Annotated in this window: 13 protein-coding genes and 1 riboswitch; of the genes, 5 read left to right on the forward strand and 8 right to left on the reverse strand. The window is 69.9% G+C overall.

Annotated features, from left to right (window positions below):
• Positions 1-948 (reverse strand): MBL fold metallo-hydrolase (locus H5J30_RS05360; protein WP_181786000.1); only part of this gene is annotated, 948 nt, incomplete at its 3' end.
• Positions 949-1,351: 403 nt separating this feature from the next.
• A riboswitch (cyclic di-AMP (ydaO/yuaA leader) is annotated at positions 1,352-1,514 on the forward strand.
• Between the two features lie 8 nt (positions 1,515-1,522).
• On the opposite strand from H5J30_RS05360, the gene H5J30_RS05365 reads away from it, so the two are divergent.
• Positions 1,523-2,293, forward strand: a complete 771-nt coding sequence (locus H5J30_RS05365) for a M23 family metallopeptidase (RefSeq protein ID WP_181786001.1) — start codon at positions 1,523-1,525, stop codon at positions 2,291-2,293.
• An 83-nt stretch (positions 2,294-2,376) separates the two neighbouring features.
• On the opposite strand, the gene H5J30_RS05370 is transcribed toward H5J30_RS05365, so the two are convergent.
• The 3 genes from H5J30_RS05370 to H5J30_RS05380 are packed head-to-tail and all read right to left on the reverse strand — an operon-like array spanning position 2,377 to position 3,806.
• Positions 2,377-2,544 (reverse strand): hypothetical protein, encoded by a 168-nt coding sequence (locus H5J30_RS05370; protein ID WP_181786002.1) that lies wholly within the window; start codon positions 2,542-2,544, stop codon positions 2,377-2,379.
• A gap of 18 nt (positions 2,545-2,562) precedes the next feature.
• Entirely contained in the window at positions 2,563-3,258 is a 696-nt protein-coding gene (locus H5J30_RS05375) for a hypothetical protein (RefSeq protein WP_181786003.1), read from the reverse strand.
• Entirely contained in the window at positions 3,255-3,806 is a 552-nt protein-coding gene (locus tag H5J30_RS05380) for a sigma-70 family RNA polymerase sigma factor (RefSeq protein WP_181786004.1), read from the reverse strand. Before H5J30_RS05380 ends, H5J30_RS05375 begins: the two co-directional genes overlap by 4 nt.
• 595 nt (positions 3,807-4,401) lie before the next feature.
• Between H5J30_RS05380 and H5J30_RS05385 the strand changes: the two genes are divergently transcribed.
• Positions 4,402-4,797 (forward strand): hypothetical protein, encoded by a 396-nt coding sequence (locus H5J30_RS05385; RefSeq protein ID WP_181786005.1) that lies wholly within the window; start codon positions 4,402-4,404, stop codon positions 4,795-4,797.
• Between the two features lie 11 nt (positions 4,798-4,808).
• Here H5J30_RS05385 and H5J30_RS05390 read toward each other — a convergent pair whose 3' ends face one another.
• Positions 4,809-8,099: a type ISP restriction/modification enzyme gene (locus H5J30_RS05390; RefSeq protein ID WP_181786006.1), complete on the reverse strand. Its 3,291-nt coding sequence runs from the start codon at positions 8,097-8,099 to the stop codon at positions 4,809-4,811.
• 662 nt (positions 8,100-8,761) lie between these two features.
• On the opposite strand from H5J30_RS05390, the gene H5J30_RS05395 reads away from it, so the two are divergent.
• Positions 8,762-9,178: a nuclear transport factor 2 family protein gene (locus H5J30_RS05395; RefSeq protein ID WP_181786007.1), complete on the forward strand. Its 417-nt coding sequence runs from the start codon at positions 8,762-8,764 to the stop codon at positions 9,176-9,178.
• Positions 9,179-9,196: 18 nt separating this feature from the next.
• Here the strand turns inward: H5J30_RS05395 and H5J30_RS05400 are convergent, their stop codons facing one another.
• Entirely contained in the window at positions 9,197-9,628 is a 432-nt protein-coding gene (locus H5J30_RS05400; protein WP_181786008.1) for a DUF5959 family protein, read from the reverse strand.
• A gap of 224 nt (positions 9,629-9,852) precedes the next feature.
• Between H5J30_RS05400 and H5J30_RS05405 the strand changes: the two genes are divergently transcribed.
• Positions 9,853-11,361: a DUF4246 domain-containing protein gene (locus H5J30_RS05405; RefSeq protein WP_181786009.1), complete on the forward strand. Its 1,509-nt coding sequence runs from the start codon at positions 9,853-9,855 to the stop codon at positions 11,359-11,361.
• Positions 11,362-11,578: 217 nt separating this feature from the next.
• Here the strand turns inward: H5J30_RS05405 and H5J30_RS05410 are convergent, their stop codons facing one another.
• Positions 11,579-12,517 (reverse strand): outer membrane protein assembly factor BamB family protein, encoded by a 939-nt coding sequence (locus tag H5J30_RS05410; protein WP_181786010.1) that lies wholly within the window; start codon positions 12,515-12,517, stop codon positions 11,579-11,581.
• 230 nt (positions 12,518-12,747) lie between these two features.
• The gene (locus H5J30_RS05415; protein WP_181786011.1) at positions 12,748-13,785 is read right to left on the reverse strand and encodes an SDR family NAD(P)-dependent oxidoreductase; all 1,038 of its coding nucleotides are present in this window, start codon (positions 13,783-13,785) and stop codon (positions 12,748-12,750) included.
• 73 nt (positions 13,786-13,858) lie between these two features.
• Between H5J30_RS05415 and H5J30_RS05420 the strand changes: the two genes are divergently transcribed.
• Complete coding sequence (locus H5J30_RS05420) at positions 13,859-14,773, forward strand: AraC family transcriptional regulator (RefSeq protein ID WP_181786012.1); 915 nt, start codon at positions 13,859-13,861, stop codon at positions 14,771-14,773.
• The last annotated feature ends 37 nt before the right edge of the window (positions 14,774-14,810 follow it).

Below are 14,810 nucleotides of genomic sequence, written 5' to 3' on the forward strand. Positions count from 1 at the left end.
GGCGGACTCGGCGAGCAGGGTGACGGGCCTGCCCCAGGGGATGAGCCAGGCGAGGTACGTGGCGAGCTGCCCGGCGGCCTCGAAGTTGACCGAGCCGGAGAGGTGCCCTTCGGCGAAGGCGACGCGGTTGCGCAGGTCGACGACCCACTCCCCCGCGGCGAGCCGCTCGGCGATCTCCGCGGCGGTGGCGGGCGCGGGCGGGGTGAGGTCGACGGGGGCGGGTCCGGCGGTGTTGGCGGGGCTCATGTGGACGTAGTAGGCGGGGGTGTCGTCGAGGCCGGCGAGCAGGTCGGCGACGAAGGTGTCGACGTCGCGGACCAGGGCGTCGTTGACGGCCTTCTCCCGCCCGATGGTGGTGTCGCCGCCGGCGGTCTGGGCGGAGGAGCAGAAGCTGCCGAACCCGTGGGTGGGCAGCACGGCGGCCTCCTCCGGCAGCTCGTCGGCGAGCCGCCGCGCGGAGGCGTGCTGCGCCCGCGCCAGCGACTCGGTGAGCCGCGGCTCGACCAGGTCGGGCCGCCCGACGGTGCCGATGAGCAGCGACCCCCCGCTGAACACCGCGACGGCGGCGCCGTCCTCCTCCAGCACGTACGAGGTGTGGTGGGGGGTGTGCCCGGGCGTCGCCAGCGCCCGCAGCACGAGCCGGGAGGCGGCATCGACGTCCGTTCGGTCCCCGTCCCGCACGGGCACCCGCGCGAAGGCGACCCGCGCCCCGGCGGGCACGAGGTACGCGGCCCCGGTCACCCGGGCCAGCTCCAGCCCGCCGGTGACGTAGTCGTTGTGCACGTGCGTCTCGACGACGTGCGAGATCCGCACCCCGCGCCGCGCGGCGGCGGCGATCACGCGATCGACGTCGCGCGGCGGGTCGACGGCGACGGCGGTGCGCCCGCCGCCGGCGAGATAGCTGCGATTGCCGAGACCTGGCACCTCGATGGTGTCGACGAAGAACACGCCGTGCTCCCTTCCAGTGACTGAGTACCCCGGGGGGTATACGGCGACCGTAACATAATTACCCCGGGGGGTATTTTCAGGCACGGGGGCAGCCGGGATCCCGCCGTACGCCCGCGAGGCCGCGGGCCGCCCGGTCCGGGTCACGGGCAGCACTTCAGGCATGTCGGCGCATCGCCGCTCGCGGCGCTCTATGTCGGATCGCTGCGGGCAAATCGGCTCTTGCCCGGGTCCGGCGGCTGCGCCACGTCAACCCGCCGCGACGCGGAGTCAATTGTTCCGCGGGAACGCGCGACGACCTTGTCATCGAACACACGATCCCCCTAGCGTGACTGCCCGTTCGAAAGGCGAACACCCGCCGCGCGCCGGACCGCCGAATCCTGCCCCCGGCGCCGCGGTACCCACCGATCAGCTCCCACCGCAGGGCAGGAGCGGGGGACCCACGGGTCCGGCCACCGCCGGACCGCGCCGTCCCTCCGGACGGCTAGGGGTGAGGCCGCCGAAGCCGGCGGCCGGGCATCTCCAGCCCGAACCCGACAGCTCACCTCGCAGGCGTCCGGAGAAAGAGGCCCGTCAGATGCCATCCCCGCACGGCCGCCACCGAGCGGCGCGCCGCCCCGGCAGCGCCCGTAAACTCGCCACCCGCGCGTCCGCGGCGGGCGCCACGCTCGCCCTGCCGGTCATCGGCGCGTCCACCGCCTTCGCGGCGGAGGACGCCACCTACACCGTCGCCGCCGGCGACACCCTCTCCGTCATCGCCGCGGAGCAGGACGTCGACGGCGGCTGGAAGGCGCTGTACGAGGACAACAGATCCGTCATCGGCGACGACCCGAACCTCATCGCCCCCGGCACGGAGCTCTCCCTCGACGGCCCCGCGGCCGCCGGCTCGGGCGGCACCGACGCCGACAACGCCTCGTACGGCACGGACACCACCGCGGACGCCCCGACCGCCGTCATGCCCGTCGACGGCAGCACCCCCACGGCGGGGTACGAGGCGTCCGGCGCGAACTGGGAGAACGGCCACACCGGCCAGGACTGGTCCGTACCCACCGGCACGACGGTCAAGGCCGCGGCCAAGGGCACCGTCGTCACCGCGGGCTGGGACGACTCGTTCGGCTACGAGGTCGTCGTCAAGCACGGCGACGGGGACTACACCCACTACGCCCACCTCTCGCAGATCGACGTCTCCGTCGGCGCCTCGGTCGGCATGGGCGAGGCCGTCGCCAAGTCCGGCGCCACCGGCAACGTCACGGGCCCGCACCTGCACTTCGAGGTCCGCACGACGCCGGAGTACGGATCGGCGAAGGACCCGGTCACCTGGCTGAAGAACCACGGCGTCAACGCCTAGCCCCCCGCGCCGAGAAGGCCGCCGGGCGGCACCGCGCACGGATTCTCCTCCGGCGCGCGGTGCCGCCCGGCACGGGTGATGGGCTAGATCATCTGCTGGATCCACCAGAAGAGCAGGCCCGCCAGCCCGGTACCGAGGCCGTAGTACAGGCCGGGCAGCAGGTGCGTATTGATGCCGCTACCGGGGCACCGAAAACTCCGTCGGCAGGCGGGGGCATGGTGCACACAGGTCTGCTTGTCCCTCGAACGCATGGCGGCACCCCTCTTTCGTCAGTGCTGCTCGCAGTAGCGTTCGAAGCGGTCGGCGATCTCGCTCTCCGGTCGGCAGACCAGCGCGTCGCGGACGTCCTCGCGGGAAGCCAGGCGCTGTATTTCCCGGTGCATATGGGGTTCCCAGCCGGGTGTGCAGTTGCGGTCGACGTAGTCGGCGAACAGGCTCACGCCGGATATGAACTCGTCGTCGGGTCCGCCGTCCTGCTGCAGCTGCGTACGCCAGTGGCCGGCCTCGGCGGGCTCGCCCAGGCCGAGGTGGTGCAGGTGCAGGCAGTACGCGGCGGCGCCGCTGCCGGCGCCGGCGGCGAGCTGCCACCAGAACTGGGCGCTCTCCCGGTGATCGGCCTGGTACAGCATGCAGGCGAAGACCTGCATCCCGTGGATCGCCCCGTCGATGTCGGGCACCTCCAGCCACACCTCGTGGCACTGCGGCCCGTGGTCGCTGAGCAGGCTGGCCAGCCGGCCGACGAACCCGGTCGCCCCGGCCCGGTTGACGGTCCAGCGCACCAGGACCGACAACTCGTCCCGCGCCTGCACCACGGGCGAGGCGTCCGTACCGGGCCCCGTATACCCGGCCGGCCCCTCCCGCAGCCGCCGCAGACCGGCGGCCACGTCGAACCGCCGACGGCCCGCGAGCATCATCTCCCCAGCCCCCGCGAGGAGTTGCTCAACCGCCGCGCTCTGATCGCTCACTTTGTTCCCCCATCCTTCTTCAGCAACTGCGCGAGGTCCCGCTCCAGGCGCTTCGTGGCGCGGCGGCAGTGGTAGTCGACGGTGCTGGCCGTGACACCCAGGTACCAGGCGATCCGCTCGGTGGGGAACGTGCACAGGTAGCGCAGGACCACCACGTCGAACTGCCGCGGAGAGAGCTTCGCTATCGCCTCGTACAGCCCGACACCCGCGTTCTGCTGCTCCAGCAGCTCCTGATACACGGCCAGCACGTGCGCGATCTCGCGCCGCACCTCCGACTCCTCGACGTACGAGGCGACCACCCGGCGCAGGATGGCCCACGCCTGCTGCCGCAGATCGCCGTGCCGGCCCAGCTCCTCCCAGCGGTTGCGGATCTGATGGAACGCCAGGTGGACAGCCTCTTCCGCGGTCTCGTCGTCGAGCCAGTGCTGGGCATAGGTGAAGTAGGCGTCCGCGTTGGCAAGGTACAGCGCCTCGCACACGGGCGGGACGTGCAGCATGGCGTGCGTCACCGGGCTGCTGTGGTCCTCTGCGGGAGCTTCCTCGGTCATGAATCCTCTTCGAGCGGGGGCGGATACGGAGAATCGGGTGACACCTGTGTCACCCGATGAACTGCTGCACCCAGCCAACCCGACCACATGAGCGAACACGCATGAGCAGCCCACCATTTTCACGCCGCGATCATGGATTCCCCACCGCGTACGACTCCTTACCTCGCGGTAACGCCGCACGAACTGCACGTTCGGGAATCCGGCAGAACCGCGGTCTACACCTCTCCGGCACCGTGATGTGTCTCACAGTGCAAGCTGTGACCTGAGCCCTGAAATTGCAGCCACAACCCGAAGACCAAACCAGACCACAATGCGCCCGCCATTGCGCACTTCTGGACCACAACTGGCAGACAGGCGAATACACGGGCGGGGGCAGCGGCGAGCGAGCACCGCGATGTGGCGGGCCCGCTCCGATCTTCATCTGGGATCACGGGACGGACGCACTGAGGAATACCTCGTGAAGTCCCCGGACGTGGACGGTGAGAACTGCTATCGCGAAGCATGACCCGCTGCGCGTCCACGTGCGGCACCCCGGGCGGAGTGCGGCGGCGATTCCGCAAGGAGGAGACGTGGCGCCGTGTGCTAGGCATGGCGCATGCCCGTCCCCCATGCCTCTCTGACGCCCTCGCAGTACCGACTTCTCACCGAGCTGACGCAGGCCGCGCTCCCCGCGCCGAACCGCGAACCCGCATCCGCGGCGGCTCTCGGACTCGACCCGCAACAGGTCGCCGCCGACGTGCCGGATCTGCTGTGGATGAAGCTGATCTCGGATACGGACGGGCTGCTCTCGGTGACGTTGCTCGGGGCCGCCGTCTTCCACCGCGCCGCACAGGAGAAGGCGGAGGCCCGGCTCGCCGACGTGTCGGCCTTCGCCTCCGCACTGGAGTCCAGACCGGTGCCGGGGGCCGGACCAGACCCCGTTCCGTACGCGCTGCGGAAGCTGGCGCAGGGGGAATTCTCCCTCGCCCAAGCGCTCTCCTGCCTGCCCTGACCCGGCCCTCGCTATCCCGCATCCGGGTCTGCGAACAGTCCGTCGGCAAGCTGTCGCCGGGCCTTGCGGGCGGTGTCGCGGACGGGAAGCACGCCGGAGTTCCTCAAGTCCTGCTCGGTCACGACCGGATCGCCCAGAACCGCGGCCAGCAGCTCCCGCTGGACCGGGATCAGTTCGCCCAGCCGGCGGAGCACCGACAGCAGTTCCATCAACTCGGTCGTCCACACCTCCGGCCAGCGATCGACGTGGATCTCGTCGAGCGGACTCGTCCTCTTGCTGTTCGGCGACGCCTTCCGGTAGCCGAACCACTTGCGCACCACGCACATCCCGCCGACGTCGAACTCCCATACGCTTGAAGGGACGGGGCCGAAGGCGCCGTCGCCGAGGTGGAGCGTCTGAGTGCTGCCGTCATAACGCAGGGTGTTCGGCACTGCTTCGCCGACGTGGTTGAGGTAGCGGATGCGACGGGGATCTCCCTCGGCGAACTCGATGCCGATGGCCCTGCGCCCGTGCATGCCGTACGTCATGATCCATAGGACTTCGGCGCCGACTTCGACGGCCTTCTGCCAGATCTCCGGATTCCGGGTGAGCGGCAACCGGACACCGGGGGTGAGGAGTTCCTCGGTGAACTGCTCGGTGAAGAGCGTGTGCCCGGCCACGGCGACGGTGTAGGCAGCCAGATCGTGAACGGTCACGCGCCCTGTCCCGAGACTGACGGCGAGGTGCGCGAGGAGCCCGGCGGGTACGTTTGCCGAACCGTCCGGGTGCAGGAGCGGCAGTACCCTACCGCCGCGCCCGTTGAAGTGGTGAGTGTCGGGGATAAGAGCGGTCGCCATCACCGCGGGGCCGGTAGCGATCTGCTGCGACGACTGCTGGTTGAGGAACAGTTGACTCGGTGCCTGCGCCTCCCACAGGTCGGGGCGCGCAAAGTCGATGACCCGGTTGTCGGAGATCAGCCACTGGCGGTCGAAACTGCGTAGCGCCACACGGACCACATCGGGTGCGTCAGCGGCCTCCTGAGCCAGTGGCAACGGGCGGGCCTGCCACCCGGGGAGTGGGTTCCTCCTCACATCGATGCCCCGATCTCGCGTCTCCTTGAAGAGCTTCGCCTTCACCTCCCGGTCTTCTTCTCGGATCAGGCGAACCCAGCGACGACGCAGGATCTCGGGCGACGGAGAAGTCACCCACGAACGGTTCGTCGTTACGCCGAGACTCCCCCACGGGAACAGGTCGTTCAGCTCCGGGAAGTCGTCCCAACCGGACTGCGAGGCGGGGGTGAACGGCCGCGTGGCTTCCTCGTGGACGTCACGCCAGCCGTCGTCGTCGAGGCGGATCTCCCTGAGCTGGCGGAACTTCTCAGACTGTCTGCCGTGGACGGAGCGGTAGTGAATGCGGGCCATCCTCCGCGGGTCGGTGTCCGCCCGCCGCAGGAAGATGCAGATGGCCAGCGGCTGCGCGACCTTGGGGAAGATCCGGGTACCGACATCGGCGCGCTGGCCCTCGGGAGAGAGGTTGATGATCCAGCCCTCGTCGCAGGTGCGCCGCAGGTAGTCGCGCATGCCGCGCCCGCCCGGGCCGGTGGCGAAGCCCGACGGGGTGATGAAGGAGACGACCCCGTGCCGGTCCTCCTCGTGGGCGTCGAAGACCTTCCACGTGGCCCAGCGCCAGAAGTAGATGTACATGTTCTTCAGCACGTGCTCGTACCTGCCGTTCCCCGGCAGCCGGAAGTCGTCGAGCAGCGGCTTCTCCTTCGCCGCGGGCCGCTTCTCCACCCAGCCGCCGCGGTTCTCCGCTTTGTCGTCGTACGGCGGGTTCGCGATCACGACAGTGACCGGGACGGTGCCCTTCACCAGGTTCGCGCGCCTGCGGGAGTCGGAGAGAACGCCGTACGTCGAGGCCAGTTCCTCGTCCTCGACGTACGGGTTGTCCAGGGTGTCCGTGACGAAGAGGTTGAGCCCGCGCTCGGGCAGCGGGGCCTCGTACCGCTTCAGCAGGTCCGAAGTCCGCAGCTCGGCGACGGCGTACGGCCCCATCTGCACCTCGAACCCGAAGAGTCGCCGCGCCAGGCGCTCGATCGCGTCACGTCTCATCGCGGGGCCGTGCTGTGCGGACGCCCGCTCGGCGACCCTCTCGATGATCGAGTGGAGATAGGTCCCTGTGCCCATGGACGGGTCGACGATGCGCACGTCGTCCTGGCCGTAGCCCTCTGCTTTGCCGAGCCGGCTGTGCAGCACGTCCTCGGTGAGACGGACCATGTCGTCGACCACGTCGCGCGGTGTGTAGTACGAACCGCTGCGCTGCCTCAGCTCGGGGTCGTAGACGGTGAGGAAGTTCTCGTAGAGGTGCATGTACGCGTCGCGGTTGCCCCGGCGGATGGCCGGCCAGTCGACTCTGTTGATGGTGCTGGTCAGCAGGTCGAGGGTCACCGAGAACCGCTCGTTCACATTGTCGGTGAGCAGTTGCAGGGCCTTGCCCATCAGTGCGTGCCCGGCGTCCAGCCGCCGGCCGACCCCGTGCAGCCCGGCGGTGGTGAGAGGGATTCCTTCGGTACGGGCCAGCAGAAGCGCGAACGTGACGGTCTGCGCGTACCCGTCGGCGAAGGTGGCGTCGTCGGCAGCGGGGAACAGCAGCCTCCGCCAGTCGCCTTTGAGTCCGGTGAACGGGCGCGCCCGGGCGTCGTCCTCGGGTGCGGTGGACCGGGTTTCGGCAGCCAGTTGCTCGCGCACGGCGGCACGCAGCAAGCGGCAGAGTGGTGCGATGTGCTGGACGAGCCGGTTGACGTGGCCGATGCCGGGCGGACCCCAGCCCACGAAGGTTCGCAGCAGCGCGTCGAGCGCCGCGGGGTCGGCGGGCGCCAGCCGCCCGCCCGATTTCCGTAAATCGCCGGCGAGTCGGACTGTCTCGCCTATCTGGACGCCGTCGCGAAATATCCGCCACTCGGTCCCGTTGGTGTACACGAGGTTGGGGATATCGCGCAGCCTGTGCCATTGCCGCTTGTTGTGGCCAGTGAAAGTCTCCGGATCTACGGGAAGTCCCGGCTTTTTGACCTCCAGATAGCCGATGGTGGCTCCACGCTGCCGCAGCGCGTAGTCCGGGCGTACTCCGAGGTCCGGGAGACGCACTTCGTCGTGCCAGGTCAGCCCGCCGAGATCGTGGTGTTCCGCCACCGCCTTGAGCAGCACTTCCAGCGGTCCGCGGATGGCCGCCTCGGGACTTCCTCCGCCTCCGGTGAGCTTCGCCTTGCATGAGCGACCGAATTCCGCAACGGCGTCGTGCAGCCAGTCGTACATTCCATCCGACATAAAGCCCCCCAACCCCTCGGCGGGCCACCAGGTTGCTGCCTGTGGTAGCCGTCCGCAATGGGCACATCGGCGCGGATCCGGCGAGGCGTCACCTCAGCAGGATCAGCAACCACCCGCACCACAGCGCGGAACGGCGATCAGCAACCCGGTGGTCGGCCTCATGCCGCGGCCGCTGTCGGCTGCGACCGCCCGCGCGAAACAGTTGGAGCTGTACCGGTAGAACTTCCCGTGGGGCTTCGCTACTTCGCCGGCCAACCGAGGTGGCTCGCATAGCTGCCGGTCTCCGGGCACGGCATGATGAGGCGTCAATCCGACACCACGTGAGGCCCGCTCTCAGCCTGACGTGCCCTCAGCCGGAACTCTCCGGTCGAACACGACGAGCGGCGGATGCAGCGCCCCTGCCGCCCCGGCCAACTGCGCATGAGGAGCGGCGACCGATTCCCGGACGGCGAATGCATCGGGCCACCCGTCGATTCGCTCCCCGCCGAGGATTACTCCGTCCCAGTCCGTTTCTTCGGTGCGCCCGTAGCGGTCGATGACATAGCCGGCAGTCTCCTAGGCTCTGCGCCCCCTCCGAGGTGATTTCGCTCCCGCTGGATCTGCCAGAAGCAGAGCGGGAGCTTGGTCCAGCAGGCGGGCCGGCATGCTGGCATGCTGGCCCCATGACGAACGACGACGCCACCGACAGCCTCCGCACCGCCGAACGACGCCTCCAGGCCGCCCAGCTCGCGTCCGACACGGGCACGCTGGACGAACTGCTCGACGGCGCGGGACGGTTCACCGGTCCGGACGGAAAGCTCTACACGAAGGACGACGACCTGCGCTCCCACGAGACGGGCCACCAGGTTCTGACGAGCCTCAAGGAGGAGGATCTCCGGGTTCTTGCCACGGGGGACACCGGCGTCACCTGGTTCCTCGGCACGCTGGAGGGCTCCGTGGGCGGGCAGCCGCTGCGCGCGCGGCTGCGCTACACCCGCGCCTGGCATCGCGGCGGGGCAGGCTGGAGGATCATCGCGGCGCACGCCACCTTCGTCGGCGAAGAGTCCCCGGGCACCGGCGACGGGCCGCGCGGCGGCTGAGAGTTCGCCGGCAGTGGTTCACTCCTCGCTCATGGGCCAGGTCTCCCAGACCAGGTCCAGACGTCGGTAGGCGTCGTCGAACCAGTCGTCGGCAAGGGGGACGATGACCTCCACCGACGTCTGCGACATGGCGTGGTCCTTGATCTTGACCTGGCACCGGTCGTCTTCCTCGTCGAGTTCGATGTAGAGCCACGGAACGCTCGTTCCCTCGCACCAGGCGATGTCGTGGCCCGCGTCGAGCGCGTCCAGAGCCTGCTGCCACTGCGTCAGGTCCTCGGGGAAGATCCAGGTCTTCAGGGTGCCGCGGACGAAGGGCGTGTCGACCACGAACTCGCCGGCCAGGACGTCGGCCTCGTCGGGACGCTTCCCCTCCTCCTTCCCGGCGATCCGCAGTATGACGCTGTTGCCGTCGCCTCCAAGGCGGATCAGGTCGATCGGATCCCCAGCCATGACTACCCCTCCCGGGCTCGCGCGTGTGGCCGAAGACTAATGGCCGGCACTGACAGCGGGCCGGTCGCGGGGCGTTCGAGGAGGTGCCCGGGGTACGCGCTTCGCTCGCCGGTCATCCGTAGGTCCGCGCGAAGGCGGCGGTGGGCAGCGGCCCCACCCGGGGGTGTCAGTGGGCTGAAGTAGCCTTCCGGCCCACCGCACTTCGACCGGGAGGACCAAGAGAATTGAGTCGCCTGTCCGCTTTCCCGCTGCCCTTTCAGGCGTCGCGTTCCCATGAGCTCCCGTCGCCCCGGACCCTGCGGGAGCTTGAGATGATGCAGTGCAGCGCCCACATACGGGCGAAGCCGGAGTGGTTCGACAAGATGAACGACTCCGGCATCGTCGCGAGGTGGACGGAGGAAGCGGTCGCCCAGGGCCTCACGGATGCGCAGGTGCGCTACGTGCTCGCCGAGCTGGCGCACTACGCCGCGCTGCGGGACGAGAGCACCGGCATCGAGGTGGCCGCCGTCGACGGGGTGTGGCAGTCGGACTCGCTGGTGGACGACGAGTTGCGGTCCCGGTTGCGCGAGGCGGTCCGGGTGCTGGAGGAGGTTCCCGAGGCGGAGCTGGACTGGCATCCCGGGGCCGATGGGCAGGTGCTGGATCTGGTGCATCCGTCGCTGTTCTGCCTCGTACGGGACGCGAGCGGCGCCCCGGAGCGGGCCTGGGAGAACCCGACGGACCGCTGGTCGAAGTACGAGTTCTCGGAGAGGTTCCAGTGGCTGCCCACGGACGTCGACGTCAGCGAGGACGGCGCTGTCGCCTTCCGCTCGTACGTCAACAACGTCCACCCCCAGAAGCATCGCGAACTCGCCGCCGTGCTGCCGGACGTGTTCGCGCGACTGCGCCCGCTGCTGGAGAACGTGCTCACCGATCTGCGCCATCCGCGGCCGCACAGGATCGAGGCGGATCCCTACGGGTGGTACGACTCGGAGCCGGAGTATCCGGAGGAATCGGACCACAGTGACGAAGCCGCCTACGAAGCAGCCGTCCAGGCATACGAGGAGGCCCAGGACGACTGGTGGGAGAACCGCAGCCCGGTCATCCCCGACGCCCCCGCCTTCACCCCGCCCGCGTCGCCCGGCGAGTCCGCCCGTGTCGACCTGCGCGGCCGCCGCCTCCAGGTCATCGTCAAGCTCGCCACCATCCACCTCACCCCGGACAAGCCCGAGTACGCCGGCGGTTCGTGGCATGTCGAGGGGATGATGAACGAGCGGATCGTCTCGACCGGCATCTACTACTGGGACAGCGAGAACATCACCGACAGCACGCTGGGTTTCCGGACGGCACTCACCGAGCCGCGGTACGAGCAGAACGACGACAACGGCGTCCGCGAGGTCTACGGCCTGGAGAACGAGGGCGCGCTGAACCAGCTGCTGGGATCGGCACCGACCCCGGCGGGCCGATGCCTGGCGTTCCCGAACGTCCTGCAGCACCGCGTCGGCGAGTTCCGCCTCGCGGACCCCGCCCGCCCGGGGCACCGCAAGATCCTCGTGTTCTTCCTCGTCGACCCGTCGGAGAACATCGTCTCGACCTCCGACGTGCCGCCGCAGCAGCCGTGGTCCGGAACCTCGACCATGACCCTGGAGCAGGCCAGGAACTACCGCGAGCAGCTCATGCAGGAGCGGAAGTTCTTCGTGAACGAGCACAACGAGCAGCTCTACGAACGAGAATTCTCCCTCTGCGAGCACTGACGCCCCCGGGGTCGCACCCCACCGGTGCGGCCCCGTTCGGCCTCGGACGCCGAAGGCGAGCCCGCCGACGGCTACTGGAGAATCAGATGGTCCCCGGAACGGCCGATGAGGATCTCATCGACCCTGAAGAGCGACAGCTGAGCCTTCCCGGGCGTCTTTGTGGAAACCTTCGGTAAGTACCCGTAGAAATTCGGCTCCTGCCGGCCGCTCTCCGTGTTCAATTGGTGAAGCCTTCCGAAAGCGTCCAGCAGATGGACCCGCCCACCGGACGGAAGGATCGCCGGTGGATCACGTTTCCATGCGGCTGCACCCGACGTCTTATAGCGCTTCGTCCACGAGAACTTCCCGCTCGCCGGGGACAGCGCGGAGAGGTATCCGTCCGGATGGCTGAGGTAGAGCGTCTTCCCTGAGTGGGCCGAGGAGAGTACTGGTCCCGCGGGCAGTGGATACCGCTCGGCCTCCCCTTGCCGGGATCGAAGGTGTGCAGTGCCGTGCCGTCCTGGTCTGCGAAGATCAGGAGCCCGTCCACGTAGTCGACGTATTGAGCCCACCCGGGGAGGGTGGCGGCCTCGGTGCCTCGGGCGGTGTGGAGGTCGAGGCGGATGAGAGTCGTCTCCTCCTTCGCCTTCGACGGGCACACCGGATAGGGCGCGTCGCCTTCGATGATCTGGTTGCACCACAGCCCCGTCGGCCACGTGTAGTTGCGCAGGAGCCGACCGGTCTTCGGGTCGAAAACGGAGATCTGGCGCCCCGGACCGGAAATCGTCACTATCCCCTCCTGGAAGTAACGCGCCGGCCCCGGCCGGCTCAACGCCTGGCTCCAGAGCTGCCGCCCGGTGCCCGCGTGGATGGCGGTGAGGTCTGCCTGCGGCTCCTTGCTGGTGTGACGGGACTTGAGGGTGTGGACGAGGCCGTCGCGGACGGCCAGCGGCCCGTCGTTCGATGAGGGGTTGATGGAACCAGGAGAGCCGTCCTTCACACCCCAGAGTGTCTTGCCCGTCGCGATGTCCACCTTCACGAGGTGGTACGCCGGGCTGCCGCAGTAGATCGCGGTCGCGTCGTATGTGCAGCGCTCGGTGTTCGCGGGCAGCCGGACGGAACGCAGCTTCCAGCCGTCCTGGATGTCGGGTCGGCTGGACGGGTCCGCTGCCTGCACTTCACGGCTACCAGCCGGCCGGCCGCGGAGCGGCCCAGGTAGACCGTGCCCATGCCGCCGGACCCCAGCCGATCCACCAGGGTGAACCCGCCGACCTTCGCCGGATCCCCGTCCCGTAAGCCCATCGCTGCCGTACCTCCCGATGCTCGGACGGGCAGGGTACTCACCGAGTGGGTGGGCGAATAGGGAAACTCACGCCACGTTCGCCCCTCCGCTACCCGTCCCGCCGCCTAGCCTGCCAGCAGCCGCTCGCTCAGTTCCCAGAGCCGCCGCGCCGACCCCGGGTCGACGGCGTGGGGTACGACGGTGGCCGGGGGGTGCTGCTCGGTGGCGAAGTCGATGGGCTCGGGGGCCTCGTCCAGGGGCGAGATGTCGTTGTCCTTGAGGTAGACGCCGCCGATCCCAGCGAGCGCGGGGCTGGTCGACGCGAACACGCTGGTGCTGGCCCCCTGTTGCAGGGTCTTCTTCTCGCGGCCGGGGTCGATGACGGGGCGGCCGGAGTCGTCGATCAGCCCGATCGCCCGGAGCGCCTCGTCGCCCATCCACGGCGTCCGCGGCTCGCCGCCGGCGGTGCGCCAGGGCCCCAGTTCCGTACCGACGACGATGCCCGGGTGTACGGCGTAGCCGCGGATGCCGTCCGCGGCCCAGCGGCGGTCCAGCTCGACGGCGAACAGCACGTTGGCGGTCTTGGACTGGCCGTACCCCAGCATGCCCATGTCGTCGTAGCCGGTGCTGAAGTGCGGGTCGTCCCAGCGGATGCCGGACAGGCGGTGGCCGCCGGACGTCAGGTTGACGACTCGCGCGCCGCGGGCGGCGCGCAGTGCGGGCAGCAGGCCCAGGGTCAGCTGGAAGTGGCCCAGGTGGTTGGTCGCGAACTGCGACTCGTAGCCGCGCGCGTCCCGGACCAGCGGGCCGCCCATGAGGCCGGCGTTGTTGAGGAGTACGTGCAGCGGGCGCCCGGAGGCGACGTACCGGGCGGCGAAGGCGTCGACCGACCCGGGGTCGAGGAGATCCAGCCGGGCCGTCTCCACGCGCGCGATCCCGGCGAGCTTCGCCGCGGCGCGGTCGGGGTCGCGCGACGCGACGGTCACGGCCGCGCCGGCCCCGGCGAGTGCGCGGGTGGTCTCCAGGCCGAGGCCGTTGTGGCCACCGGTGACGACGGCGTTCGTACCCGAGAGGTCGAGGCCCGCCAGTACGTCGTCGGTCGTCGACGCGGCCGTGAAGCCGGTCCCGACGGGGTGCTGCCTGTGTGTCGTGTGGTCCGTCATAGGTCCACTCTGTGCGCGGTCCGCCGGACGATGAATACTTGCCGATCCGCCTTTCTTGCGTGAGAGTACGGGCATGGCTGCTGACCGGCTCTCGGAGGCGTTCGACCTTTTCGAGGTCCGCGGCGTGGTCTCGGGCGGCTTCGCCGTACGGGGCCCGTGGGTGTCCCGCGCCGCGGTCGAGGGGCTGAAGTTCACGGCGGTGGTGAGCGGCCGGGCGCGGCTGACCACCGACGGCGTCGAGGGCCCCGTCGAGCTGGAGCCGGGCGACGTGGCCGTCCTCAACGACCGGTCGTGGTTGCGGATCGAGGGCGGCAGCGGCGGCGGCCCGCGGCAGGAGATCGTGCCCGAGGCGGACTTCACCTCCGCCCGGCTGCTCGGCGGCGCTCCCGGCACCGATGTCGTCGTCGGCGGCCATGTCGACCTCGACCCGGCCGGCCGGGCGCTGCTCGTGCACTCGCTCCCGCCGCTGGCGCACGTCCGCGGGTCGGCCGCCGCCGCGGCCAACCTGCGCGGCAGCCTCCACCGGCTGTTCGACGAGGCGACGGGGAACCGCATGGGGTCCGCCTTCGCGATCCGCCAGCACGGCCAGCTGCTGCTGCTCGAAGTGCTGCGCGCCTACGCCGGTCAGGCCGGGCTTCCCCCGGGGTGGCTGCGGCTGCTGACGGAGGAACGGCTGCGCCCGGCGCTGGACCTCATCCATGCCGACCCGGGGAAGCCGTGGGGGCTGCGGGAGCTGGCGCACGCGGCGGCGATGTCGCGGACGTCGTTCGCGGAACGCTTCCGTACGGTGGCGGGCGTACCGCCGCTGACCTATCTCCACCGCTGGCGGATGCTGCTGGCACAACGGGCGCTGCGCGACGGCGACGTACCCGTGGCCGCGCTGGCGGCGGAGCTGGGGTACGCCTCGGCGAGCGCGTTCAGCACGGCGTTCAAGCGGGAGGTGGGGGAATCGCCGCTGCGCTACCGGTACCGGGTGCGGCGGGGGTGACGGGCGGGGGGCGGGTCCGCGCGGTGGCGGGCCTGTC

The organism is Streptomyces phytophilus, assembly GCF_013870535.1.
Classification (GTDB): domain Bacteria; phylum Actinomycetota; class Actinomycetes; order Streptomycetales; family Streptomycetaceae; genus Streptomyces; species Streptomyces phytophilus.